21 protein-coding genes are annotated in these 22,763 nt (G+C 72.8%); 10 read left to right on the forward strand and 11 right to left on the reverse strand.

Annotated elements, in window-relative coordinates; translation table 11 throughout:
- Window positions 1-78 precede the first annotated feature (78 nt).
- From ABT026_RS18415 to ABT026_RS18435, 5 genes are all read left to right on the forward strand, one after another.
- A complete protein-coding gene (locus tag ABT026_RS18415) occupies window positions 79-858 on the forward strand; it encodes an NAD(P)H-dependent oxidoreductase (protein ID WP_351115610.1) in 780 nt (259 codons plus the stop codon).
- 241 nt (window positions 859-1,099) lie between these two features.
- Window positions 1,100-1,450 (forward strand): hypothetical protein, encoded by a 351-nt coding sequence (locus tag ABT026_RS18420; protein WP_351115611.1) that lies wholly within the window; start codon window positions 1,100-1,102, stop codon window positions 1,448-1,450.
- Between the two features lie 459 nt (window positions 1,451-1,909).
- Window positions 1,910-2,266 carry a hypothetical protein gene (locus ABT026_RS18425; protein WP_351115612.1) on the forward strand — a complete coding sequence of 119 codons (357 nt, stop codon included), beginning with the start codon at window positions 1,910-1,912 and terminating at the stop codon, window positions 2,264-2,266.
- A gap of 413 nt (window positions 2,267-2,679) precedes the next feature.
- A complete protein-coding gene (locus tag ABT026_RS18430; RefSeq protein ID WP_351115614.1) occupies window positions 2,680-4,074 on the forward strand; it encodes a glycoside hydrolase family 43 protein in 1,395 nt (464 codons plus the stop codon).
- 56 nt (window positions 4,075-4,130) lie between these two features.
- Entirely contained in the window at window positions 4,131-6,464 is a 2,334-nt protein-coding gene (locus tag ABT026_RS18435) for a beta-L-arabinofuranosidase domain-containing protein (protein WP_351115616.1), read from the forward strand.
- 174 nt (window positions 6,465-6,638) lie between these two features.
- Here the strand turns inward: ABT026_RS18435 and ABT026_RS18440 are convergent, their stop codons facing one another.
- From ABT026_RS18440 to ABT026_RS18460, 5 genes are all read right to left on the reverse strand, one after another.
- Window positions 6,639-7,052, reverse strand: coding sequence for an FKBP-type peptidyl-prolyl cis-trans isomerase (locus ABT026_RS18440; RefSeq protein ID WP_351115617.1), 414 nt, complete (start codon window positions 7,050-7,052; stop codon window positions 6,639-6,641).
- Window positions 7,053-7,152: 100 nt separating this feature from the next.
- Window positions 7,153-7,737 (reverse strand): DinB family protein, encoded by a 585-nt coding sequence (locus ABT026_RS18445; protein WP_351115618.1) that lies wholly within the window; start codon window positions 7,735-7,737, stop codon window positions 7,153-7,155.
- A gap of 140 nt (window positions 7,738-7,877) precedes the next feature.
- Window positions 7,878-9,401: an acetaldehyde dehydrogenase ExaC gene (exaC, locus tag ABT026_RS18450; protein ID WP_351115619.1), complete on the reverse strand. Its 1,524-nt coding sequence runs from the start codon at window positions 9,399-9,401 to the stop codon at window positions 7,878-7,880.
- 64 nt (window positions 9,402-9,465) lie between these two features.
- Window positions 9,466-10,776: a GAF domain-containing protein gene (locus tag ABT026_RS18455; RefSeq protein WP_351115621.1), complete on the reverse strand. Its 1,311-nt coding sequence runs from the start codon at window positions 10,774-10,776 to the stop codon at window positions 9,466-9,468.
- A gap of 285 nt (window positions 10,777-11,061) precedes the next feature.
- Window positions 11,062-12,897, reverse strand: coding sequence for a hypothetical protein (locus ABT026_RS18460; RefSeq protein ID WP_351115622.1), 1,836 nt, complete (start codon window positions 12,895-12,897; stop codon window positions 11,062-11,064).
- Between the two features lie 90 nt (window positions 12,898-12,987).
- On the opposite strand from ABT026_RS18460, the gene rpmG reads away from it, so the two are divergent.
- From rpmG to ABT026_RS18475, 3 genes are all read left to right on the forward strand, one after another.
- On the forward strand, window positions 12,988-13,152 hold the full coding sequence (gene rpmG / locus ABT026_RS18465; protein WP_108956676.1) for a 50S ribosomal protein L33: 165 nt from the start codon (window positions 12,988-12,990) through the stop codon (window positions 13,150-13,152).
- Between the two features lie 105 nt (window positions 13,153-13,257).
- Window positions 13,258-13,575 (forward strand): hypothetical protein, encoded by a 318-nt coding sequence (locus ABT026_RS18470; protein ID WP_351115623.1) that lies wholly within the window; start codon window positions 13,258-13,260, stop codon window positions 13,573-13,575.
- Between the two features lie 32 nt (window positions 13,576-13,607).
- Entirely contained in the window at window positions 13,608-13,892 is a 285-nt protein-coding gene (locus tag ABT026_RS18475) for a hypothetical protein (RefSeq protein ID WP_351115624.1), read from the forward strand.
- A gap of 46 nt (window positions 13,893-13,938) precedes the next feature.
- On the opposite strand, the gene ABT026_RS18480 is transcribed toward ABT026_RS18475, so the two are convergent.
- Complete coding sequence (locus ABT026_RS18480) at window positions 13,939-15,126, reverse strand: ROK family protein (RefSeq protein WP_351115626.1); 1,188 nt, start codon at window positions 15,124-15,126, stop codon at window positions 13,939-13,941.
- A gap of 114 nt (window positions 15,127-15,240) precedes the next feature.
- Window positions 15,241-16,668: a xylulokinase gene (xylB, locus tag ABT026_RS18485; RefSeq protein ID WP_351115627.1), complete on the reverse strand. Its 1,428-nt coding sequence runs from the start codon at window positions 16,666-16,668 to the stop codon at window positions 15,241-15,243.
- 212 nt (window positions 16,669-16,880) lie between these two features.
- On the opposite strand from xylB, the gene xylA reads away from it, so the two are divergent.
- Both xylA and ABT026_RS18495 read left to right on the forward strand, forming a co-directional pair.
- Window positions 16,881-18,047 carry a xylose isomerase gene (gene xylA / locus ABT026_RS18490; RefSeq protein WP_351115628.1) on the forward strand — a complete coding sequence of 389 codons (1,167 nt, stop codon included), beginning with the start codon at window positions 16,881-16,883 and terminating at the stop codon, window positions 18,045-18,047.
- Between the two features lie 296 nt (window positions 18,048-18,343).
- The gene (locus tag ABT026_RS18495; protein WP_351115629.1) at window positions 18,344-18,523 is read left to right on the forward strand and encodes a tail-anchor membrane protein; all 180 of its coding nucleotides are present in this window, start codon (window positions 18,344-18,346) and stop codon (window positions 18,521-18,523) included.
- A gap of 268 nt (window positions 18,524-18,791) precedes the next feature.
- Here ABT026_RS18495 and ABT026_RS18500 read toward each other — a convergent pair whose 3' ends face one another.
- From ABT026_RS18500 to ABT026_RS18515, 4 genes are all read right to left on the reverse strand, one after another.
- On the reverse strand, window positions 18,792-20,177 hold the full coding sequence (locus ABT026_RS18500) for a tannase/feruloyl esterase family alpha/beta hydrolase (protein WP_351115631.1): 1,386 nt from the start codon (window positions 20,175-20,177) through the stop codon (window positions 18,792-18,794).
- A gap of 316 nt (window positions 20,178-20,493) precedes the next feature.
- Window positions 20,494-21,474, reverse strand: coding sequence for a hypothetical protein (locus tag ABT026_RS18505; protein ID WP_351115633.1), 981 nt, complete (start codon window positions 21,472-21,474; stop codon window positions 20,494-20,496).
- 84 nt (window positions 21,475-21,558) lie between these two features.
- The gene (locus ABT026_RS18510) at window positions 21,559-21,831 is read right to left on the reverse strand and encodes a hypothetical protein (protein ID WP_502968005.1); all 273 of its coding nucleotides are present in this window, start codon (window positions 21,829-21,831) and stop codon (window positions 21,559-21,561) included.
- Between the two features lie 163 nt (window positions 21,832-21,994).
- Window positions 21,995-22,615, reverse strand: coding sequence for a class I SAM-dependent methyltransferase (locus tag ABT026_RS18515; protein ID WP_351115634.1), 621 nt, complete (start codon window positions 22,613-22,615; stop codon window positions 21,995-21,997).
- Window positions 22,616-22,763 lie beyond the last annotated feature (148 nt).

Raw genomic sequence — 22,763 nt, forward strand, 5'->3', positions numbered from 1 at the left:
CCGGTGGATACCGCGCCCCTGAACACCGTATGCCTCGGCGTCCAGGATCAGTGGCATCCGATCCGAAGGAGAACGCTGATGAAGACGCTGATCGTCCATGCCCATCCGGAGCCGAAGTCACTGAACGGTTCGCTGAAAGACCTCGCGGTGTCGACACTGGAGGGCGCCGGACACGAGGTTCGGGTGAGTGATCTGTACGCGATGAGCTGGAAGGCCGTCGTGGACGCCGCGGACTACGGCCCTCACGCCTCAAGTCCGCTGAAGGTCGCCGCCGACTCCGGCCGGGCCTTCGAGGCCGGGACGCTCACCGAGGATGTCCGGGCCGAGCAGGACAAGCTGTTGTGGGCCGACACGATCATCTTCCAGTTCCCGCTGTGGTGGTACACGATGCCCGCGATCCTCAAGGGCTGGGTGGACCGGGTGTTCACCTACAACTTCGCGTACGGCGTCGGCGAGCACAGCGACACCAAGTACGGTGAGCGCTTCGGCGAAGGCACCCTCGCGGGCAAGCGAGCACTGTTGTCGGTGACCGCGGGTGGCCCTCAGCCGCACTACGCCGCCCGTGGGATCAACGGCCCCATCGATGATCTGCTGTTCCCGATCCAGCACGGCATCCTTTACTACCCGGGCATCGACGTGTTGCCGCCGTTCGTGCTGTACAGCACGGACCGGATGACCGCCGAGGAGTACCCGGCCGTCGCCAAGGCCTGGGAGCGGCGCCTGCTCACCCTGGAATCGACCGAACCGATTCCGTTCCGGCGACAGAACTTCGGTGACTACGAGATTCCCTCGCTGCACCTGAAGGAGGGGCTGGAAGCCGCCGGCCGCACGGGTTTCGGGCTCCACGTGCGTGCCTGACCCCAGGAAGGCGGAGCGAGGGGCGCGGTCCTGACGTTGGGGCAGTGGGCGTGGACGTCGCCCTCGGGCTCGTCAACGGCCAGGGCCGTGCCCCGGTCGGCATGCCGGCGATGCGGCTCCGCGGTTCTCGTCAAGGCGGCGCCCGGTGTCACCGCGCCAGGGTACTGAGGAGAGCGTCGGTTGCGTCCGTCACGGGATCCCGTTGGAACTCGCCCCTGGTGGGAGCCGTACGCTGCCCGCCATGCAGCCTGCACTGAAGCCCTACACCAAGGCCCTCGCCCTCGGCTTGGGCGCCGCCCCGTTCCTTCTCCTCGGCAAGGGCGTGGACGAGATCACGTTCACCCTGATCGTCAGCCCGATAATCGTGCTCGTGGGCGGGTACTGGTGGTGGAAAACCCGCAAGACCCTGCGCGCGGAAGCCGCCAAGGGGGACCAGAGAGCGACCGAGGGAAGACTTCAGCCCAGACCGGTCGCGACAGCACCGAGCCCGTCCGGCAGCGAGCGGTCAGGGCGCTCGACGGCCACGGCGTCCCGGAACGTCGGCAGAAGCCGGGCCGGTGTTCAGCAGCGCGACCGGAGCAAAATGCCCTAGGCCGTTTCCTCGGGGTCATCTCCCGGCGTTCCGGGTGAACCAGGAGCGGCCCTGAGCCCGGTGGGTCACCCAACCGGGGAGCCCTTGCCGGTGACCTGGATGATCCCGCCGCTCGCACTGGTGGTGGCTCGGAACGCTCCTCCCAGCCGGACGGCAGCCGGAGACGGGCGTCGCACAGTCGGCGTTCTGCAGCCGCTGGTGCTGACGTCCTGGCTTCAAGCTGCAGGTGAGGCTCCGCATCGACCGGCGGGACCGAATTGCCCCGCCACTCACCCGCGATCACATCGGCCGCCGCCGCGCCACGCCGGCCTCTACCGCCTCGACACGGACGGCACGCCTTGGTCCCGTTCCCCGTCATGCGGGGATCTTCGCGGATCACGGCGTGGACGCCGTGATGCGATGAGACCCGCCACGGACCGGGCCCCGTCCGACGGATCGCGACGTCGTAGGCTCCTGGCCATGCACCGCACTCTGACCGAACACGCCCGGTGTCTGTACGGGGACGAGTACCGCCCCACACCGGAGTGCGAGCGCGAACACCGCGAGCATTACTTCGTCGAGGAATTGACCTTCGCCGACGCGGAATCGATCCTCTCCATGCTCCACGAGCTCAGTCCGCAGCTGGTCGACGGACACCTGCCCGTCTGGATCCGGAACCTGGCCTACCGGCTGGTGCTCCTGCAACGGCCGGACGACCCGCAGTTGCTGCGGGAGGCCGCCCAGAGTCTGTGGATGCATGGTCCGGACTGGGACGACATCGCCGCCGACATGGTGAAGCGGGCCGACGCGCTCGACGCGGGCCGACCACGACCGTAGCCAGGGCGTACCCAGAGGGGTGAGAGACCCGGATGCGCTCCGAGCGGTGCCGACGTGATTCGGCCGAGCCTGCATTCACGGACAAGTTGTGAGCGCTAACATCTCGCGGCCCTGAGCTGGATGAACGCGTTCCCCGTGATGCACGGGTCGCTGGCTCGGAACCGCCTCCACCGCCTCATCCGGCGCACGACCCTTGCTCCCCAAGAGTGTTAGCGCTCACACTGACTGCCGAACGCCCCACCGCTCATCGGACCGGCCCCAGGGCCGGCCTGCCGTGATCGCCTCACTGCCTGTGGCACCCCCCGCTCCTCCTGCCGCACCCGGCTCCGCCGCGGTCACCTTCTCCCCGCGCGTGGGCCGAGATCCGAGGAGGAGGCCGGCGTCCCGAGCCCGACAGCAGAGCTGGAGAGAGCATGCACCTCAGCAGACGATCGTTCGGTCTGGCCGCGGCGGGAGCCGCGCTCGGAGCCCTCGCACCCGCCACGCGCGCGGCGGCGGCCCCCTCGGCCGCCGCGGCGGCCAACACGGCATACGCCATGGTCTACTTCACCGAATCCCCGAACGGCCAGGGCGCGGACTACGGCCTGCACCTGGCGGTCAGCCGGGACGGACTGAACTGGACCCCGCTGAACCAGAACCGTCCCGTCGTCACCCCGACCGCCGGCGAACAGGGCCTGCGCGACCCCTTCATCCTCCGCAAGCAGGACGGCGCCTTCGTCGTGCTCGCCACCGACCTCAAGGGCACCGACTTCAGCCGCTGGAGTCAGTACCTGCACGTCTACGACTCGACCGACCTCAGTGGGTTCACCGGCTACCGCCGCCTCCAGATGCACACCTCGAGCACCCACACCTGGGCGCCGACCGCCTTCTGGGACGCCTCGCGCGGCCAGTACGGCATCGTCTACTCGGCGGTCAACGGCGGACGCGACGTCCTGATGGCCAACTGGACCACCGACTTCCGCTCGGTCGGCTCGCCCCAGGTGTACTTCAGCCCCAGCTCCGGCGTCCTGGACGGCGACGTCGTCGTCGACGGCGGCACCACCTATCTGTACTACAAGAACCTCGGCGACGGCCTGCTCTATGGTGCGAGGTCCTCCACCGGCGCGCCCAACAGCTTCACCACCTACACCAGCGGGCTCAGGCAGGGGAACGCCATCGAGGCGCCCCTGCTCGTCAGGAACAACGACGGCGGCTGGCGGCTGTGGGGCGACTCGTTCAGCCCGGTCAACAACGACTACTACGCCTGGTCGCAGACGAACATCGGCGCCAACTCCTGGGCGCCGATGAACCAGCGCGACTACACGCCCCCGCTGAACTCCAAGCACGGCTCCATCATCGGCATCACCGACGCCGAGTACGCGGCCGCGGTCGCCCGCTGGGGCGCCCCCGAGTGGGTGCGGCTGAAGTCGTACAACTTCCCCGACCGCTTCGTGCGGCACGCCGACCGCCTGGGCCGCATCGACGCCTACCCCTTCGACCCGTACCAGGACCAGATGTGGCGTACGGTCCCCGGGCTCGCCTCCTCCTCGGGCGTCTCCTTCGAGTCCGTCAACTACCCGGGCAACTACCTGCGGCACAGCAACTACGCCGTGCGCCTCGACCCGGACGACGGCACCGCCACCTTCCGGGCGGACGCGACCTTCCAGCGGACGGCGGGCCTCGCCGACTCCTCCTGGGCGTCGTTCCGCTCCCACAACTTCCCCACGCGCTACCTGCGGCACAGCAACTACCAACTGCGCATCGACCCGCTCGACACGGCGTCCAGCGCCTCGGACCGGCAGGACGCGACCTTCCGCGTCACGCCGTAACCCCCCCCGGACCCGGTCTCCGACGGGAGACCTCCGACCAAGGAAAGTGGTGCACGGTGTCCTTACCCCTCAGCAGACGGAGCCTCCTGCGGACCGCCGGGGCGGCGGCCGTCGCGTCCGTCGCCCAGCCGCTTCTGGGCGGCTCGCCCGCGCAGGCGGCCGTCATCCCTCCCGCGCGTGCCGACATCGGAGTCCTGGCCCATCCCTTCGAGCTGGGGCAGGTGCGGCTGACCGCGAGCCGGTGGCTGGACAACCAGAACCGCACACTGAACTATCTGCGGTTCGTCGACGTCGACCGGCTGCTGTACAACTTCCGCGCCAACCACCGGCTCTCCACCAACGGGGCGTCGGCGAACGGCGGTTGGGACGCCCCGTCGTTCCCCTTCCGCACCCATGTGCAGGGACACTTCCTCACCGCCTGGGCGCAGTCCTACGCGGTGACCGGCGACACCGTGTGCCGGGACAAGGCGACCCGCATGGTCGCCGAGCTTGCCAAGTGCCAGGCCAACAACGCCGCGGCCGGGTTCGGCGCCGGATACCTCTCCGGGTTCCCCGAGTCGGACTTCACCGCGCTCGAGCAGCGGACCCTGTCCAACGGGAACGTGCCCTACTACGCGGTCCACAAGACGCTCGCCGGCCTGCTGGACGTCTGGCGCCTGATCGGCAGCACCCAGGCCCGCGACGTGCTGCTCTCCCTCGCCGCCTGGGTCGACCGGCGCACCGGCGCGCTGAGCACCACACAGATGCAGGCGATGCTCGGCACCGAGTTCGGCGGCATGAACGACGTGCTGGCCGACCTGTACCAACAGACCGGCGACGCACGATGGCTCACCGTCGCGCGGAGGTTCGACCACGCCTCGGTCTTCGACCCCCTGGCGGCCAACCAGGACCGGCTGAACGGTCTGCACGCCAATACTCAGGTCCCCAAGTGGATCGGCGCGGTCCGGGAGTTCAAGGCCACCGGCACCACCCGCTACCGGGACATCGCCGGCAACGCCTGGAAGATCACCGTCGGCGCGCACACCTACGCCATCGGCGGCAACAGTCAGGCCGAGCACTTCCGGGCCCCGAACGCCATCGCCGGCTACCTGAACCAGGACACCTGCGAGAGCTGCAACACCTTCAACATGCTCGATCTCACGCGGGAGTTGTACACGCTCGAGCCGGACCGGGCGGAGTACTTCGACTACTACGAGCGGGCCTGGCTGAACCAGATGATCGGCCAGCAGAACCCGGCGGACTCCCACGGACACGTCACCTACTTCACCCCGCTCAACCCGGGCGGCAGACGGGGCGTGGGACCGGCCTGGGGCGGGGGCACGTGGAGCACGGACTACAACTCGTTCTGGTGCTGCCAGGGAACCGGCCTGGAGATGCACACCCGGCTGATGGACTCGGTGTACTTCCACAACGGCGACACCCTGACCGTCAACCTGTTCGTGCCCTCGGTCCTGAACTGGTCGCAGCGCGGCATCACCGTCACCCAGACCACCTCCTATCCGGTGGGCGACACCACCACCCTCCAGGTCACCGGGAACGCCGGCGGCACCTGGCCCATGCGCATCCGCATCCCCGCCTGGACCACGGGCGCCACCGTCAGCGTCAACGGCGCCGTCCAGAACATCCAGGCGACCCCCGGCAGCTACGCCACCCTCACCCGGACCTGGAGCGCCGGCGACACGGTCACCGTCCGGCTGCCCATGCGGGTCGTCGTCCGGGCGGCCAACGACAACCCGGACGTCGCCGCGGTCACCTACGGGCCGGTCGTGCTGTCCGGCAACTACGGCAACACCACGCTCACCTCCCTGCCGCGCCTGGACACCACGACGGTCAGGCGTACGAGCAGCACCTCGCTGGCCTTCACCGCCACGGCCGGCGGGTCCACCGTCAACCTCGGGCCGTTCCACGACGCGCACGGGCACAACTACACCGTCTACTGGAACACCGGCGGCGGCTCCGGCACGCCGACCGGATCCGTCCGGCTGGTCAACGCTGCCAGCGGCATGGTCCTGGGCGTCCAGGACATGTCCACCGCGGACGGTGGCCGCGCCCTTCAGTGGGACGACTCGGGCACGGCCGACCACAACTGGGAGATGATCACCGACGGCGACGCGGTCCGCCTGCGCAACGTCCACAGCGCCAAGGTGCTCGGCGTGCAGGACATGTCGACGGCCGACAACGCGACCGTCCTTCAGTGGGCGGACAACGGCACCGCCGACCACCGCTGGACGCTGCTGGCCCAGGGCGACGGGACCTACAAGATCCGCAACGTCAACAGCGGCAAGCTCCTCGGCATCGCCGGCAACTCCACCGCCCGCGGCGCCTTCGCGGTCCAGGCCCCCGACGACGGCTCCGCGGACAACCGCTGGCGCCTCGTGAACAACACCTGACGGCGGTCCCGGCGGCAACCGGCCGCCGGGACCGACCCTGGTCGCTCCGGGGCGGGCGGGTGGGCCACCGCCCGCCCCGGAGGTCGGCAGGGCCGCTCCAGGTGCCCGCGGCGCGCCTGGTGTGGGCCCTCGGCGTCGGACCGGTGATCGATCACCGACACTCACACGCCTTTGTCAGGACCTCCAGGTGTTGCTCCACCCGTGGGTGCTGGAGTACGAGTCCAGCAGGTCGACGACGAAGACCAGGGTCGAGCCGGCCGGGATCAACGGCGAGGGCGACTGACTGCCGTAGCCGAGACGCGGGGGAACGATGATCTCGCGCCGACCGCCGACCTTCATCCCCCTCACCCCCCGGTCCCAGCCCTTGATGACCTTGCCACCGCCCAGGGCGAACTTGAACGGCTGATCGCGGTCCCAGGAGGCGTCGAACTGCTTCCCGGACTCGAAGGTCACCCCGACGTAGTGGACCAGGACCACCATGCCCGGCCTCACCTCGGCTCCGTCCCCGACGACCAGGTCCCGGACGGTCAGCTCAGTAGGAGCGTCGCCCTCCGGCACGGCGACCTCGGGCTTCGTCAGTTCACTCATCGCAGGCTCATCACCATCAGTCAGAAGTTCTCGGCACGGACCGTTCGCGGTCCTGCTGAAGGTACCGATCGCCTGGGGCCGACGGTTACGGGACAGCCCTTCAGGCCTCGTGCGGCGCCACCGCCCTCGCGGCCCGCTCGATCTTCGCCCGGTGGGCCGCGCGGGCCTCCTCGTCGATCCGCTGCTCGTGTTCGGGCCGCAGCCCGGTGCGGCCGTCGAGGCCCTCGCGGAGGATGTCGGCGTGCCCGGTATGCCGGACGGTCTCGCCGAGCACGTGGACCAGGACGCCGAACAGGTTGGTGTCGGCATGGGGTCCGGACCACCACGGCACGCGGCCGGGGGCGTCGAGGGGGAGCCCGTCGATCGTCGCGTCGGCGTGCTCCCACGTGCGCCGGTAGAACGCGACGATCTGCTCGCGGGTCTCGTCCTCGGCAGCCCACAGATCGCTGCCGTCGGAGTCCTGCCACCGGGGCAGCGGCTCAGGGGAAGGGCGGCCGAAGACCTCGCCGAAGTACCTGGCCTCGACGGTGGCCACGTGCTTGACCAGGCCGAGCAGGTTGGTCCCGGTCGCCGTCAGGGGCCGGCGGGCGTCGGACTCGGAGAGACCGTCGAGCTTCCAGAGCAGCGCCGTGCGGTCCCGGCGCAGTCTCCCGTGCAGGGTGTCCTTCGCGAAGTCGTCGATCATGCGGCATGAGCCTGCCACGGGCTGGGCGTCCTCTCAAGATCCAGTAAGCGGCCCCCGGCTCCGGCCGTCACCGGTCGCCGGGGCACGACGGAAGGGTGCCTGCCCCGCGTCCTCGCCGGGCAGGCACCCTTCCGCGGGGCTCAGAAGAACCCGACCTCTTTGGCGGAGTAGGAGACCAGGAGGTTCTTCGTCTGCTGGTAGTGGTCCAGCATCATCTTGTGGGTCTCGCGGCCGATGCCCGAGCCCTTGTATCCGCCGAAGGCGGCGTGCGCCGGGTAGGCGTGGTAGCAGTTGGTCCACACGCGGCCCGCCTGGATGGCGCGGCCCGCCCGGTAGGCGGTGTTGGACTCGCGGGTCCAGACGCCGGCGCCCAGGCCGTAGAGGGTGTCGTTGGCGATCTTCATCGCGTCGTCGAAGTCGTCGAAGGAGGTGACGGAGACGACCGGGCCGAAGATCTCCTCCTGGAAGATCCGCATGCTGTTGTCGCCCTCGAAGATGGTCGGCTGGACGTAGTAGCCGCCCTGCAACTCGCCACCGTGGTCGATGCGTTCGCCCCCGGTCAGCACCTTGGCTCCCTCCTGGCGGCCGATGTCCAGGTAGGACAGGATCTTCTCCAACTGGTCGTTGGAGGCCTGGGCGCCGATCATGGTGCCGGTGTCCAGCGGGTGGCCCGGGACGATCCGCTCCGTCCGCTCGACGGCCGCGGCGAGGAAGTCGCCGTAGTGACCGCGCTGGATCAGCGCACGGGAGGGGCAGGTGCAGACCTCGCCCTGGTTGAGGGCGAACATCGCGAAGCCCTCCAGCGCCTTGGTGTAGAAGTCGTCGCGGGAGCGTGAGACGTCGTCGAAGAAGATGTTCGGTGACTTGCCGCCCAGTTCCAGGGTGACCGGGGTGATGTTCTCCGAGGCGTACTGCATGATCAGGCGGCCGGTGGTGGTCTCGCCGGTGAACGCGACCTTGGCGACCCGCGGGCTGGAGGCCAGCGGCTTGCCGGCCTCCACGCCGAAGCCGTTGACGATGTTGAGGACGCCCGGCGGAAGCAGGTCGGAGACCAGGCTCAGCCAGTAGTGGATCGAGGCGGGCGTCTGCTCGGCGGGCTTGAGGACGACCGCGTTGCCCGCCGCCAGCGCGGGGGCGAGCTTCCAGACCGCCATCAGGATCGGGAAGTTCCACGGGATGATCTGGGCGACCACGCCCAGCGGCTCGTGGAAGTGGTAGGCGACGGTGTCGTCGTCGATCTCCGCGAGCGTTCCCTCCTGGGCGCGGACCGCGCCCGCGAAGTAGCGGAAGTGGTCGATCGCCAGGGGGATGTCGGCGGCCAGCGTCTCGCGGACCGGCTTACCGTTCTCCCAGCTCTCGGCGACCGCCAGCTTCTCCAGGTTCGCCTCCATCCGGTCCGCGATCCTCAGCAGGATGTCGGCGCGCGCCGCCGCGGAGGTGCGGCCCCAGGCAGGTGCGGCGGCGTGGGCGGCGTCCAGGGCGCGCTCCACGTCCTCCGCGGTGCCGCGCGCGACCTCGGTGAACGGCTGCCCGTTCACGGGGGACGGGTTCTCGAAGTACTGGCCGCGGGCCGGCGCCACGTACTCGCCGCCGATGAAGTGGTCGTACCGCGCCTGGTAGGAGACGATCGCGCCCTCGGTGCCCGGTGCTGCGTAACGGGTCATCTGTGTGCCTCCCGGAGATGCGCCGCCCGCCGTCGGACGGCTCGATCAGCTCTGGTCGGGCAGGCTAGGAGGACCGACGTTGCACAGACGTTGCGTGCCGTCGCCCGGGCGCGAACAGCGCTGCCGGAAGGCCGAGTTCACACTCCAGGGCGGTGAGCCGGGAGCGGACGGCGGGGGTGGGGCGGACCGCGGCGAGGGCGCGCCAGACGTCGAGGTCGTCCTCGCCCCACGGGGCGTGCGCCCAGTCGGCCAGCAGGTCCGCGTCACCCCGGGCGATCAGCGCCGCGCGCAGGCCGTCCGCCGTCCGCCGTCGCAGCCGGGTCACCGCGGGGGCCTGTGAGGAGGGCAGCAGCGGTCCCGGGTACGCGGCCGCCGCCGCGGCGACCGCGCCGGTCTCCAGCCGCCGCTCCACCAGGTCCACGTCCGCCTCCACCGGCAAGGTCAGCCGGTACGGCCGTGAGGCCAGCACGTCGGGGCCCAATGTCCGCCGCAGTCGCGTCAGTTCGGCGCGCAGGGTCACCGGGGGCACGGTCTCGTCCGGGTAGAGCGCGCAGGCCAGCTCCTCGCCGCCCAGGCCCTCGGGGTGGCGTGCGAGCAGCACCATGATCTCCGAGTGCCGCCTGCTCAGGCGCAGCCGCCGTCCGCCGGGCGCCCGCAGCAGCGCCTCGTCCCGGCCGAGCGCGGTGAGTTCCAGGGAGCCGTCCCCGTGCGGGGGCGGCTCCAGCAGGGCGAGCTGCGACTCGACGGCGCGGGCCACGGCCTGGACGAAGCCGAGGCTGTGCGGGTGGGCCAGTCCGTCGCCGCCGGTGATGTCGACGGCGCCGAGCGTCCGGCCGGTGCGGGGATCGTGCACCGGGGCGGCGGCGCAGGTCCACGGCTGCACCTGACGGCAGAAGTGCTCCGCGGTGAAGACCTGCACGGGGCGGTCGACGGCGACGGCGGTGCCGGGCGCGTTGGTGCCCACCGCGCTCTCCGACCAGCGGGCTCCGGGCACGAAGTTCATCGCGTCCGCGCGCCGCCGCACCGCGGGGCAGCCCTCCACCCACAGCAGTCGTCCGTGCGCGTCGCAGACCGCCAGCAGATGGCCGCCGTCGTCCGCGAAGGTGCCGACCAGCTCACGGATCAGCGGCATCATCCGGGACAGCGGGTGCTCGGCGCGGTAGGCGTCGAGGTCGGCGTCGGTCAGCTCGACGTCCGCCGAGCGGTCGGGTCCGACACCGGCTCGGGCGGAGCGCCGCCAGGACTCCGCGACCACCGGGCGCACCGGCTGAGGGACGGTCCCGGCCAGGGTGAACGTCTCGTGGGCCCGGCGCAGGTCCCGTGCCCGCTCCGCCGGATCGGCTCCCGGCTCGAGGGCCACCCATGGATCGGTCAACTCGGCTCCCCGCAAGGCGACGGCGACGTGCGGTCTTCGTCACATCCTCGTGCGGGGCGGGGAAGGCGGCAAGGCGTCGGGCGGAGGGATTCGGTGGAGACCGGGCACGTCGGCGACGCCGTGGCGGACGTGCCCGCCACGCCTGCGGGCGGCCGGCTCGCCCTGGGGCGACGGGGAGGGCGGGCATGGGGCGGCGTCTGGGCAGCAAGCGGCTCGCACACCCGGCCGCGGTGCCGGCGCGGCAGGGCTCCTGTTCGGCGCCGTCCCCGGCGCGGTGCGGCGGCGTCAGGGCGCAGACACCGGTCCGTCCCCGTCGCGCACGAGCCGCCAGGCGCGCCCGAACAGTTCGGGCAGGGCGTCCGGGAGGGGCGGCAGGTGGGTCACCTTCCCCTCGTGGCTCAGCTCGGCGCCCAGCAGCGGGACCTTCCAGCGCTCCAGGGGAGGAGGCGGCCTGAGCCCCCACGTCGGGCGGCCGCTCGGTGCCCACGCGCCCGGCAGGAACACCTCGCGTCCCGCACGGGGCCGCCGGTCGCGCATCACCAGTCGCCGGTCGGCGAGTTCACCGGAGGCCTCACGGTGCTGCCGTGCGGTCCAGCCGTTCCAGCGGCGCACGTTCCGGTCGGTGGGGGAGGAGAGGGTGAGCAGCTGCAGGTACAGGGCGGCCGCGTCCTCGGACAGCCCCGTCCGGCACGTCACCTCCGCCACCAGCTTCGGCGCGCTCGCGCGCGGATCCGTCTCGTAGGCGCCCTCGGGCAGGGCGCCGGAGCCGATCCGGGCCGTCATCCGGTCGCACGCCTCGCCGGTCAGCCAGAGCCGCCCTGCGCCGGTGCGCCGCACGCCGTGGGCCATGGCCTCCCGCAGCAGGCGGCCGGGCGAGTCCGCGCGGGTCAGCGTCCGGCGCAGGTACCGGACCAGTTCCGGGGCACCCTCCCGCACCGCGTCACCCGCGGGCAGCTCCGCGTAGGCCCACGGCACCGCGGTGAGCAGTGCGTCCAGCAGCAGCTCCGCGTCGGGCCGGCTCCGGACGTCCCAGACGGTGGGCAGACCGCGGTAGCGGGGCTCCAGCCAGCGCGGGTTGACGCCGATGATGCCCACCGACGGCACCCGCGCGGGGTCGAGGAAGAGACGGCACAGGTCGGCCGCCGATATCTGCCGGTCCAGCGGCAGCGCGGCCTGCCACGCCGTCTCGGACGCCTGGGGCCATGTCCCGAACCGGTCCGACCAGGCCCCGGCGAGGCGGGACGCCACCTCCCGCAGGCCTCCGGGCCGCCACAGGTCCTCCGGGTCGGCCGGCAGTGCGTCCGCCGTCACCGCGATCAGGTCCGCCTCCGTGCGGGCGCGCAGCTCCTTGCCGCCCTCCTCGGCCTCGGCGGTCCTCAGCCCCAGCACCTCGCGCTCCTCGGCGGTGAAGCGGTACGAGGCCGGTGCGCCCGCCAGCAGCAGGGCGGCCGCGGCCCGGCTCATACCGGTCGCCCGGGCGAGAGCGGTCACCGCGGCGGGGTCCCACGGCAGCGGCCCGCGCTCGCGGACCGCCGTGGCCAGTGCGAGGAGCCGGTCGCGGGTGTACCTGCCAGGACGGGTCCACGTCACGTGGAGCACCTCGCCCGGCAGCACCGGGCCGGCGGCCCCGCCCGGGGACCCGGCGTCGGACGGGACCCGCCTCTCCACGAACCGGTGGCGGCCGTCGGACGGCCAGTACACGCTCGAGGCGGCGCCCCGCTCGTCGCGGACGCCGAAGGGACGGTCCGGCCCCTGGAGGACACCCACCCGGAAGCGGCGGTCCGGGTCCGCGAAGGATGTCCCTGCCCACATCTCCAGGAAGTCCAGGAGGATCTCGCGGTGCCGCGGCGGGGTGGAGGGAGCCGACGCGCGGAGCGCCACGATGTCCGGGCGGCCGATGAACCGGGTCCAGGAACCGTCGCCGGCCGGCCGGGGAGCGGCCTCGCCCGGATCGGGGGTCCAGGTCCCGTCGAGGAACGCGGCGGTGCGGGCGATACCGAGGAACGCGTCCTCCGCCCACATGCCCGACCCGGTGACGAGGCCCCCGAGGGCGGCGGTCATCTCATGGCGTGCCCACTCCCGGGCGGGCGCGGGCGGGAGTGCGCTGATCGTCCGGTCCATGCCCCCGATCATGGCCCACGCCGCCGACACCCGGGCGGGAATGCCAGGGCCTCCCCTGCCGTTGACATGGCCAGAACGGAAGGAGGTCCCATGGCACGCAGTACCGCACGTCCCGTGGTGAAGCTGAGGTCGACCGCCGGAACCGGGGTCACGTACGTGACGCGGAAGAACCGGCTGAGCGACCCGGACAGGATGACCCTGCGCAAGTACGACCCGGTGGCGCGGGAGCACGTCCTGTTCCGCGAGGAGCGCTAGGACCACATTTCCGAGGGGGCGGTTCCGCGACGGCGGGACCGCCCCCTCGGCGTACCTCGCGCCGGGGTGCTGACTTCTCGCACCTCGTCGGCCATCATCTGTGTCATGAACACGACTGCACGGGCGGGTCTCGTCCTGTCCTCCGCCGCGCTGCTCGTCCTGGGCGCGGCCGGCGCCGGACAGGCGGCCCCCACGCCGCCGGAGCACGCGGTCATCGTCTGCGACAGCGCCAGCTTCTACGCCAACTACGACAGTTCCTCCGGCCCGACCGGCCTGAAGCGGGTGCTGTACCGGGGCGACAAGGTCGGCCATACCCGCGGCGCCCACCCGGTCTACAACGGCTGGGCGGCCACCTTCGACTACGGACCCAACGACTGGGGCTACGTCCGGCAGGAGTGCCTGGGCGGGTTCGGTTCCTGGTGATCCCTGTCACCGGACGACGTGGAGGACGCCTGATGACGCGCACGCGCACGCTCACCGCCCTGCTCCTGGCGCTGGCCGGGACGACCGCCCTCTCCGCGAGCCCCGCCGCCGCTGCCGACGGCAGGGCCGGCGTTCGCGAGACCGTCTGCGCCCAGGACCTGTACGTGCGGACCACCGCACCGCACGGGGCGTGGATGGGCACCCTGTACCGGGGGCAGACCTTCCTGGTCGAGCAGGCCGGCGGGGACTGGGTCTACGGCTTCGCCTACGGGGACATCAACCGCCGGGGGTGGGTGCAGAACGGCTGGTTCTGCTGAACGAGCTCCCCACGGGCGCACCGCACGCGGCGGGGGAGCGGGGCCCTCAGGCGTCCCGCTCCGCCACCGAGGCCGGGTCGTCGAGCACGCCGCGGATGACCGAGTGCGCCGCGCCCAGCAGCGGCCCCTCGGGACCCAGGCGCGAGACCGACACCTCGCAGGAACGCCCCGCCGTGCGGGCCGACAGCTCCTCGCGCAGCGTCGGCAGCACCCACGGAGCCAGGGCCGACAGCTCACCGCCGAGCACCACGGCCTGCGGGTCCAGCAGGTTGACGGCCCCGGTCAGGGCGATGCCCAGCGCCGACCCCGCGTCGCCGAGCGCGGCCCGGACCGCCTCGTCGCCCGCCTCCGCGCGCTCCGCGAGCAGACCCACCCGGCCCTCGCCGGGGTCGAGGCCGACCTTGCGCAGCACCGCGTCCTCACCGGCGTACTGCTCCAGGCAGCCCACGCCGCCGCAACCGCACGGCGGCCCGTCGGGGCGCACCGGGACATGGCCGAGCTCGCCCGCGAAGCCCCGGACACCGCGCAGCAGCCGGCCGTCCACGACCAAGGCCGCACCGATGCCGATCTCGGCGGACACGTGCAGGAAGTCGGGCGGGGTGTCCTTGCCCAGCCACAGCTCGGCCAGACCGCCCAGGTTGGCCTCGTTGTCGACGCTCGGCTCCAGTCCGCAGGAGAGCAGCGCACCCAGGTCCGTCCGGTGCCAGCCCAGGTTGGGGGCGCGGACCACGGTCCGGGTGTCGCGCGCCACCAGACCGGGCACCGCGACCTTGAGTCCCGCGGGCCACAGCCCCTCGCCCTCGGCCTCCGCCACCACCTGGCGGACCAGGTCGCCGAGCTCCTCCAGCACCGGCTCCGGGGCGCGCCCGCGGTTGGGGCCGTAGCGGACCGCGCGGGCCCGCACCTCGCCGCGCAGGTCGACCGCGCACACCGCGAGGTGGTCGACACCGACCTCCGCGCCGACGCCGGCCGGGCCGTGCGCGCTGACCGTGAGCGCGGAGCCGGGCCGGCCGCGGCCCGCCGTGCCGTTGCGCTCGGGACCCAGCTCCTCGAGCAGCCCCCACCGCACCAGGTCGTCGACGAGGGTGGAGACGGCGGCCCTGGTCAGGCCTATGCGCGAGGCCACCGCGGCGCGCGAGAGCGGGCCCTCGTCGCGCACGGTGTGCATCACCCTGCCGAGGTTGCGCCGGCGCATGCCGGCCTGGGTGTCGGGGAGCTGCTTGCGTGCGGTCATACCTCTTCCTGGGCCCGGCCCCGCGCGTCCACGGACGCGGGAGGCCGGGCGGTCGTCCGCCCCATGATCTCCGACCGCGGTTCCGTGCGGAACCGCGGGTCGTCGCGGGTCGGGTCAGGCGCCCTCGAGCAGCGGCGTGGCGGCCGAGAGCACCGAGCCGATGCGCTCCAGCGCGGCGTCGTCACGCTCCACGGCGTCCAGCACCGGACCGTCCGCGGTGTTCCAGCGGCGGGCGACGGCGGCCGGGTCCTCACCGGTCAGCAGACCGGCGGCCTGCGCCGCGGCGCCGAGCGCCACCAGCTCCTGCGCCTGCGGGATCTGCACCGGGCGGCCGGACAGGCGGCGCACGGTGTTGCGCCAGGCGTCGCCGCGCGCGCCGCCGCCGATCAGCAGCAGCGGGGTGGTGCGGTCGGCGTCCTCGTCCAGGACCAGGTCCAGCGCAGCCAGCAGCGAGTGCACCGCGCCGTCGTAGGCCGCCTGCAGCAGCTGGCCCGGCGTGGTGTCGTGGCGCAGACCGTGGATCAGGCCCGAGGCGTGCGGCAGCGCGGGCGTCCGCTCGCCGTCCAGGTAGGGCAGCATCGTCACGCCGGAGCCGGGCTCCACAGCCTGCCGGTCCAGGCCCAGCAGCTCGGCCATGCGGTCGACGGCCAGGGTGCAGTTCAGCGTGCACGCCAGCGGCAGCCAGCCGTCGTTGGCCGCGGCGAAGCCGGCCACCGTGCCCGTCGGGTCGGCCGGACGGCGACCGGTCACCGCGTAGACGACGCCGGAGGTGCCCAGGCTCATCACCGGGGTGCCGGGACGCACGCCCAGGCCGAGCGCGGCGGCGGCGTTGTCGCCGGTGCCGGGCGCGACCAGCACGCCCTCCGCCAGCGGCAGGCCGGAGCGGACCGTGCCGGCCGCCTCGCCCGGGCGGACCACGCGCGGGAGCAGTGCCGCGTCCAGGCCGATGTGCTCGAGGGTCTTGGCGTCGTACTCCTCCGTCGCCGACGCCCACCAGCCGGTGCCCGAGGCGTCGCCGCGGTCCGTGGTGCCCTCGCCGGTCAGCCGCTCGGTCAGGTAGTCGTGCGGCAGGCGCACGGCGGCGACGCGGGCGGCGGCCTCCGGCTCGTGCTCCATCAGCCAGGCCCACTTGGTGACCGTGAAGGAGGTGCTGGGCACGCTGCCGGTGCGCTCGGCCCAGGCCTCCGGGCCGCCGAGCTCCTCGATCAGGCGGCGGGTCTGCGGGGCGGAGCGGACGTCGTTCCACAGCATCGCGGGGCGCACCGGCTCACCGGCGGCGTCCAGGGTCACCAGGCCGTGCTGCTGGCCGCCGACCGAGATCGCCTTCGCCTCGCGGACCACGTCGCCGCACTGCTCCAGCGCCGAGCACAGCGCGTCCCACCAGACGCGCGGGTCGCTCTCGCGGCGGTCGCCGCCGGTGACCGTGTGCTTGGCCTGGCCGCTCGCCACGACGCGCCCGGTGGCGACGTCGACGACCAGCGCCTTGGTGGACTGGGTGGACGAATCCACGCCGACGACGTACGTACCCTCGCTGGCTGACATCGGGCTCTCCCTGTGGTTCCGCGGCATGCGGGATTCTGCCTGGTGGACCGTGGTACTCGCGACCGTGTCGGCCGCGAACGCCACGCTTCGTCGCCCGGCCGGAACCGTCACGCGGGTCACAGCCCCGGGTTGTCTCTTCCCAGCGACGTGGTTGCATACTAATTTGTAAACCGGCCTGACGAAATAGTCGATCCCGAGCGAGGAGCCACGTCATGAGCATCCAGCCCACCCCCGAGGACAAGTTCACTTTCGGTCTTTGGACCGTCGGCTGGCAGGGCAAGGACCCCTTCGGCGACGCCACCCGTCCCGCCCTCGACCCGGTGGAGAGCGTCAACCGTCTCGCCGAGCTCGGTGCCTACGGCGTGACCTTCCACGACGACGACCTGATCCCCTTCGGCTCCTCGGACGCCGAGCGTGAGGCCATCGTCAAGCGCTTCCGCGAGGCTCTGGACGCCACCGGCATGAAGGTGCCGATGGCCACCACCAACCTCTTCACCCACCCGGTCTTCAAGGACGGCGGCTTCACCGCCAACGACCGCGACATCCGCCGCTACGCGCTGCGCAAGGTCATCCGCAACATCGACCTCGCCGTCGAGCTGGGCGCCACCACCTACGTCGCCTGGGGCGGCCGTGAGGGCGCCGAGTCCGGTGCCGCCAAGGACGTCCGCGTCGCCCTCGACCGGATGAAGGAGGCCTTCGACCTCCTCGGCGACTACGTCGTCTCCCAGGGCTACGACCTGAAGTTCGCCATCGAGCCCAAGCCGAACGAGCCCCGCGGCGACATCCTCCTCCCCACCATCGGTCACGCCCTGGCCTTCATCGAGCGCCTCGAGCGCCCCGAGATGGTCGGCGTCAACCCGGAGGTCGGTCACGAGCAGATGGCCGGTCTGAACTTCCCGCACGGCATCGCCCAGGCGCTGTGGGCGGGCAAGCTCTTCCACATCGACCTCAACGGCCAGTCCGGCATCAAGTACGACCAGGACTTCCGCTTCGGCGCCGGTGACCTGCGCCAGGCGTTCTGGCTGGTCGACCTGCTGGAGAGCTCCGACTACGCGGGTCCGAAGCACTTCGACTTCAAGCCCCCGCGGACCGAGGACATCGACGGCGTCTGGGCGTCCGCCGCCGGCAACATGCGCAACTACCTCCTGCTCAAGGAGCGCGCGCTGGCCTTCCGCGCCGACCCGGAGGTCCAGGAGGCGCTGCGCGCCGCCCGCCTCGACGAGCTGGCCCAGCAGACCGCCGCGGACGGCCTCGAGGGCCTGCTCGCGGACCGTTCCGCCTTCGAGGAGTTCGACGTCGACGCCGCCGCCGCGCGTGGCATGGCGTTCGAGCGCCTCGACCAGCTGGCCATGGAGCACCTGCTCGGCGCCCGCGGCTGATCACCGCCCCGTCAGGCGACACCCGCCCCGCACCGCTTCGGCGGTGCGGGGCGGGGTGCGTTCAGGTGCGTTCACGGGGTGTGCGCGGTCGCCGTCTCCGGCGCCCCCGGTTCCGAGGGCGTCCGGTTGCCCGGTTGCCCGGTCGCCTTGTCGCCCGGTCGGCCCAAGGGTGGCGTCTCAGGGTTTTCTCAGGGGTGGGTCGGGGGCGTGTGGGGGCTCCGGGAGGAACCGTCCGGGAGCCCCAGGGCGTTCACTGGAGGAAGAGCGGCAACGCGCCGCGAAGGAGGCGACCGAAGATGTCGAGGAACGCGAAGATCGCCGCAGGGGCCACGGCAGCCGGACTGGTCCTGCTGATCTGGCTGCCGTGGTGGGTGTCCCTGCTCATAGTGCTCGGAGTCCCCGCCGCCTACTTCGCCCTGGACCCGGGGCAGCGACGCCGGCTCCGCCAGGTCTCGCGCAAGCAGCTCGGCCGCTGACGCCTCGGGCCTGTCCGGCGGATCACGCACGTGGGTCGCGGGGTCTGGCACGCACTCCCCCACGCTCGGCTTCGCTCGCGCGGGAGGGGCCCCCACGCGGCGTTGTCGTCGGTCGACGACGCTCCGCGTCGCCTCCCTCCTCCGCCTTGCAGCCGCACGCTCCCCCAAGCTCTCGGCTCCGCTCGAGCAGGGGGCACCCCCATGCCCCCGCTCAGGCCCGCTGACAAGCGAACCGGCAGCAAGAACGGCATGATCCGCCGGACAGGCCCTAGCCCCCCAGCGGGCAGCTGTTCGCCACGTCGCCCTCGGCAGGGCGCGCCACGTCGTGGTCGGCGGGCGGCCGCACGCCGTCCTCGACCCAGGCGGTGAGCGCGTCGAAGGCGGAGCGGTGGCAGGGCAGGATCGGGCGCAGCGCCGTCGGGTAGCTGTCGTACAGCCCGTCGACGTGGGTGCCGCCCTCGATGCCGTAGTAGCGGTGCAGCGCTCCGCGCCCGGCCCTGTCGATCATCCGGGCGTACACGTCGGAGTCCGCCGCCTTGGGCAGCAGGGTGTCCAGGTCGCCGTGGAGCGTGATCATCGGGCGCCCGATACGGCCGGTGAGGGAGACCCGCTCCACCGCGTCGTGGACGGCCCGCGGGCGCGAGGCGTAGTCGTACGCGGCGTCCGAGGCGCACGGCGCGAGGATCTCCGCGACGGTGGAGCCCGCCGAGGCGCCCGGGCAGGCGGCGTCGTACGTGGGGTCGAACTCGGCGCGGTAGGTCTTCTGCGTCACGCCCCAGTACGCGGTGGCGTGGTACGGCCACAGGAACTCCGAGCCGTGGGCGAAGCCGACGGAGTACAGGTCCTGGTTGTCGGCCTCACCGCGCGTGTGCGCGATCGTCGTCGGCAGGGAGGTGAACATGTTGGGGCCGTCCGCCGTCCACAGTGTCCCCTCCCAGTCCACGCCGCCGTCGTACAGCTCGGGGTGGTTCTCCAGCTGCCAGCGGGTGAGGTACCCGCCGTTGGAGATGCCGGTGACGTACGTGCGGCGCGGGGCCTTGCCGTAGCGCTGGGCGACCGTCGCCTTGGCCGCGCGGGTCAGCTGGGTGACCCGGTCGTTCCACTCGACGACCGCGTCGCCGGGGCGCCTGCCGTCGGTGTAGAAGTTCGGCGTGCTGTTGCCCTTGTCGGTGGCGGCGTAGGCGTAGCCCAGGGACAGCACGTGGTCGGAGATGGCGGTGTCCGAGGCGTACTGCTTGCGGGTGCCGGGCGCGCCGGCGACCACCAGGCCGCCGTTCCAGTCGTCGGGCAGGCGGATCACGAACTGGGCGTCGTGGTTCCAGCCGTGGGTGGTGTTGAAGGAGGAGCTGTCGGGGAAGTAGCCGTCGATCTGCACACCGGGCACACCGGAGGACTTGAGCGTCCTGACGGAGGTCAGTCCCGCCTGGTCGGCCATGTCGGTGTACGCGGTGCCGGCCAGACCGGTGGTCGTCAGGTCGTCGAGGCAGGCGCTCTCCTGATGGTCCGCGGCGGGCACCGTGAGGTGCTGGTGACGGGCGCAGTGGCCCGACGCGTCGGCGGCCTGCGTCGAGGCGGCAGCGGTGGGCGAGGCGCCGAGAGCGGTCACTGCCAGCAGGGTCGCGGCGACCCAGGGGACGCCCGGGGACAGACGCATGTACGGCCTCCAGAGGCTGAGGAGCGGTAGGGCGGCCGCCGGCGCCGCGGGGGCGCGCACCGCGGTGCGGTGCGGCTGCGGCGCGGCTGGGCCGCGGGCTGCCTCATCGTGGTGGCCTGGCGCACCGTCAACCATGTGGCGGGGAGCCAGGGATGGTTGCACGTGAGTGGCGGTGCACCACATGCCTCAAGGGTGTCGGGGAGCGCGGAGCGGTCAAGGCATCCGTCTGCCGGCCCGGTCCCGGACCTCTGCCGGTGCGGTCGAGCGCCCACCCGACCCGGTCGAGGCCCGCCCGGGCGGGGCGGGCCTCGGCGGATCAGGTCGGCTCGGCCGCGAGGTCGGCCAACCCCGCCAGCAGCGCGGGTAGTTCGGGGCCCCGGCCGACCGGGATGATCTCGAGGGGCTCGGCGTCGAGGAGGACGAACGCTATGTCGTCGGTCCGCGCCACCAGCGACCAGCCCGGCCCGTCGGCCCGCACGGTGCGCGCGTCGCCGCCTGCGAAGAAGGCGCGCACGCGGCCGGGCGGGGGAGGGGAGGCGAGGTAGGCGCGGGCCGCGTCGAGGACCTGGCGGACGCCGGGGCGGGCCGTGTCGCCCGCCGCCCCGGGAGCGTCCGCGGTTCCCGAACCCCCCGTTCCCGCGACGCCCGCGGCCCCCGGGGCGTCCGTGGTGCCGGCAGCGCCCGCGGCGCTCTCCGCGCCGCCGCTCGGGCTGTCCTCCGTGCCCGGCGCGACGGCGAAGTCCTCGTCGTTCACCTGGGTGCGGAAGTGGGCCCAGTGGGCGGCTATCTCGTCGGCGCCCAGCCGCCGCTGGGCCGGACCCCACTCGCTGGTGTCCGGCGGGGCCAGCGAGGGTCCGGCCTCCTCGGCATCGGGGTCGTGGGGCGCGGGCAGGCCCGGCGCCTTCACGGCCACCGACAGCGGCCACCCCGGCAGCGCGACCACCATGGAACGCTCGTCGGGGGAGAGGTCGTACTCCATGCCGCAGTCCCAGGACGCGATGGCCATGGCGACCAGCGAGACGTCGTCGACCACCACCGTCCAGCGGGCGCCGCCGCCGTCCTGACCGAAGACCAGGCCGTAGCCGCCGGGCGTCGGGTCCAGCCCCAGCACGGCGCACGCCTGCGGGTAGTCGTCGCCCAGCACACCGGGGAAGCGCGCCGGGGTCAGCAGGACAGCGGTCAGCACCGACAGCGCGTCGTCGTCCGTCACGCCGTCCACCGCACCGTCCGCCGCCGCGCCCGTGGCGCCGTTCTCGGAGCCCCTCGCGCCGACGGCGGACCCATCCGTTCCGGCCATGCCGGCAGCCTCCTTCGTCACAGGTCGTCGGCGCGCACCCTAGACCGGCGGCGGCACCCTTGTCACCTGCGCTGGAGCGCCGTCTTACGCCCGGGGCGCGGGCACCCCCAGCAGTTCGCGGGCCACCGCGTCCGGGCTCGTGCCGTGCTCCCTGGACAGGGTGAGCACCGCGCGGCAGGCGAGTTCGGTCACGCCGAAGGACAGCGCCTCGGGGGAGACCCAGGAGGCGGCCTCGTCCTTGGCGTCCTCGTCGTCCGTGGCCGAGGCGGCCACGTAGGCGGCGGCCGCGTCGAACAGGTTGTGGTTGCGCGGCCTCGGTCCCGGGGCCGCCGGGGCGGGCGTGGCGGGGCGGATCAACCGGGCGAGCACCGTGCGCAGCTTGCCGAGCACTGCGGACCACCTTCTTCCGGGTCTGTCCGTTGCGTGTTTGCCTCGCGTTCGGTCTTCCCTCACCGAGGTGGAATCGAACAGCCCTGCACCGTCGAGGGTTCCGGGGATCTCTCGGCCCGGCGGCGCCCGGTCACCCGCCGGTTCGTACCGCCAGCGCCAGGAAGCGGGCGGGCTCGTCCACGTACGCGGTCAGCCGCCAGCCCGCCGCGTCCAGCAGCGGCCGCAGGTTCTCCGCGGCCCGCAGGTCGCCGGCGTCCAGCTCGCGCCCCTGCCGGGCGGCCAGCGCCGCCCGTCCCACCGGATGGAAGAGGGCCAGCACGCCACCGGCCCGCACCGTCCGCGCCAGCGCGGCGAGATCGAGCCCCGGATCGGGCAGATGCGCGATCAGGCCGGACGCGAACACCGCGTCCAGCGCCCCGGAGCGCACCGGGGGAGCGGCCGCGTCCGCCAGCACCAGCGCCGCCTCCCGGCCGCGGCCGGCGCGCGCCGCGGTGCGCAGCATCTCCTCGGTGAGGTCGAGGCCCAGCACCACCCCCGAGGGGCCCACCGCCGCCCGCAGCGCGGGCAGCGCACGCCCCGTGCCGCAGCCGGCGTCCAGAACCCGGTCGCCCGGGCGCAGCCCCAGCACGGCCACCACCGCGGCGAAGGCGGGACCGTCGTCGGGGAACTTCCGGTCCCAGCCGGTCGCCCGGGCGGCGAAGAATTCACGCACATGGTCACGGTCGTACGGGGAGGTGCGGTGCTCGCTCATGACGGCATGATCGCCCGTGACCACGGTCTCCGGAACCATCGTCACGGTGGGTACGGGATCGGTCACATGGCGGTCCGGCAGGTGAAGTGAAGTGTCATGTTCCGGCACCTTTCGAAACCCCGCGCCCCGCGAGCCGGACGCCTGACTA

Origin of the sequence: Streptomyces sp. NPDC002734, from assembly GCF_040295685.1 — a bacterium.
Classification (GTDB): domain Bacteria; phylum Actinomycetota; class Actinomycetes; order Streptomycetales; family Streptomycetaceae; genus Streptomyces.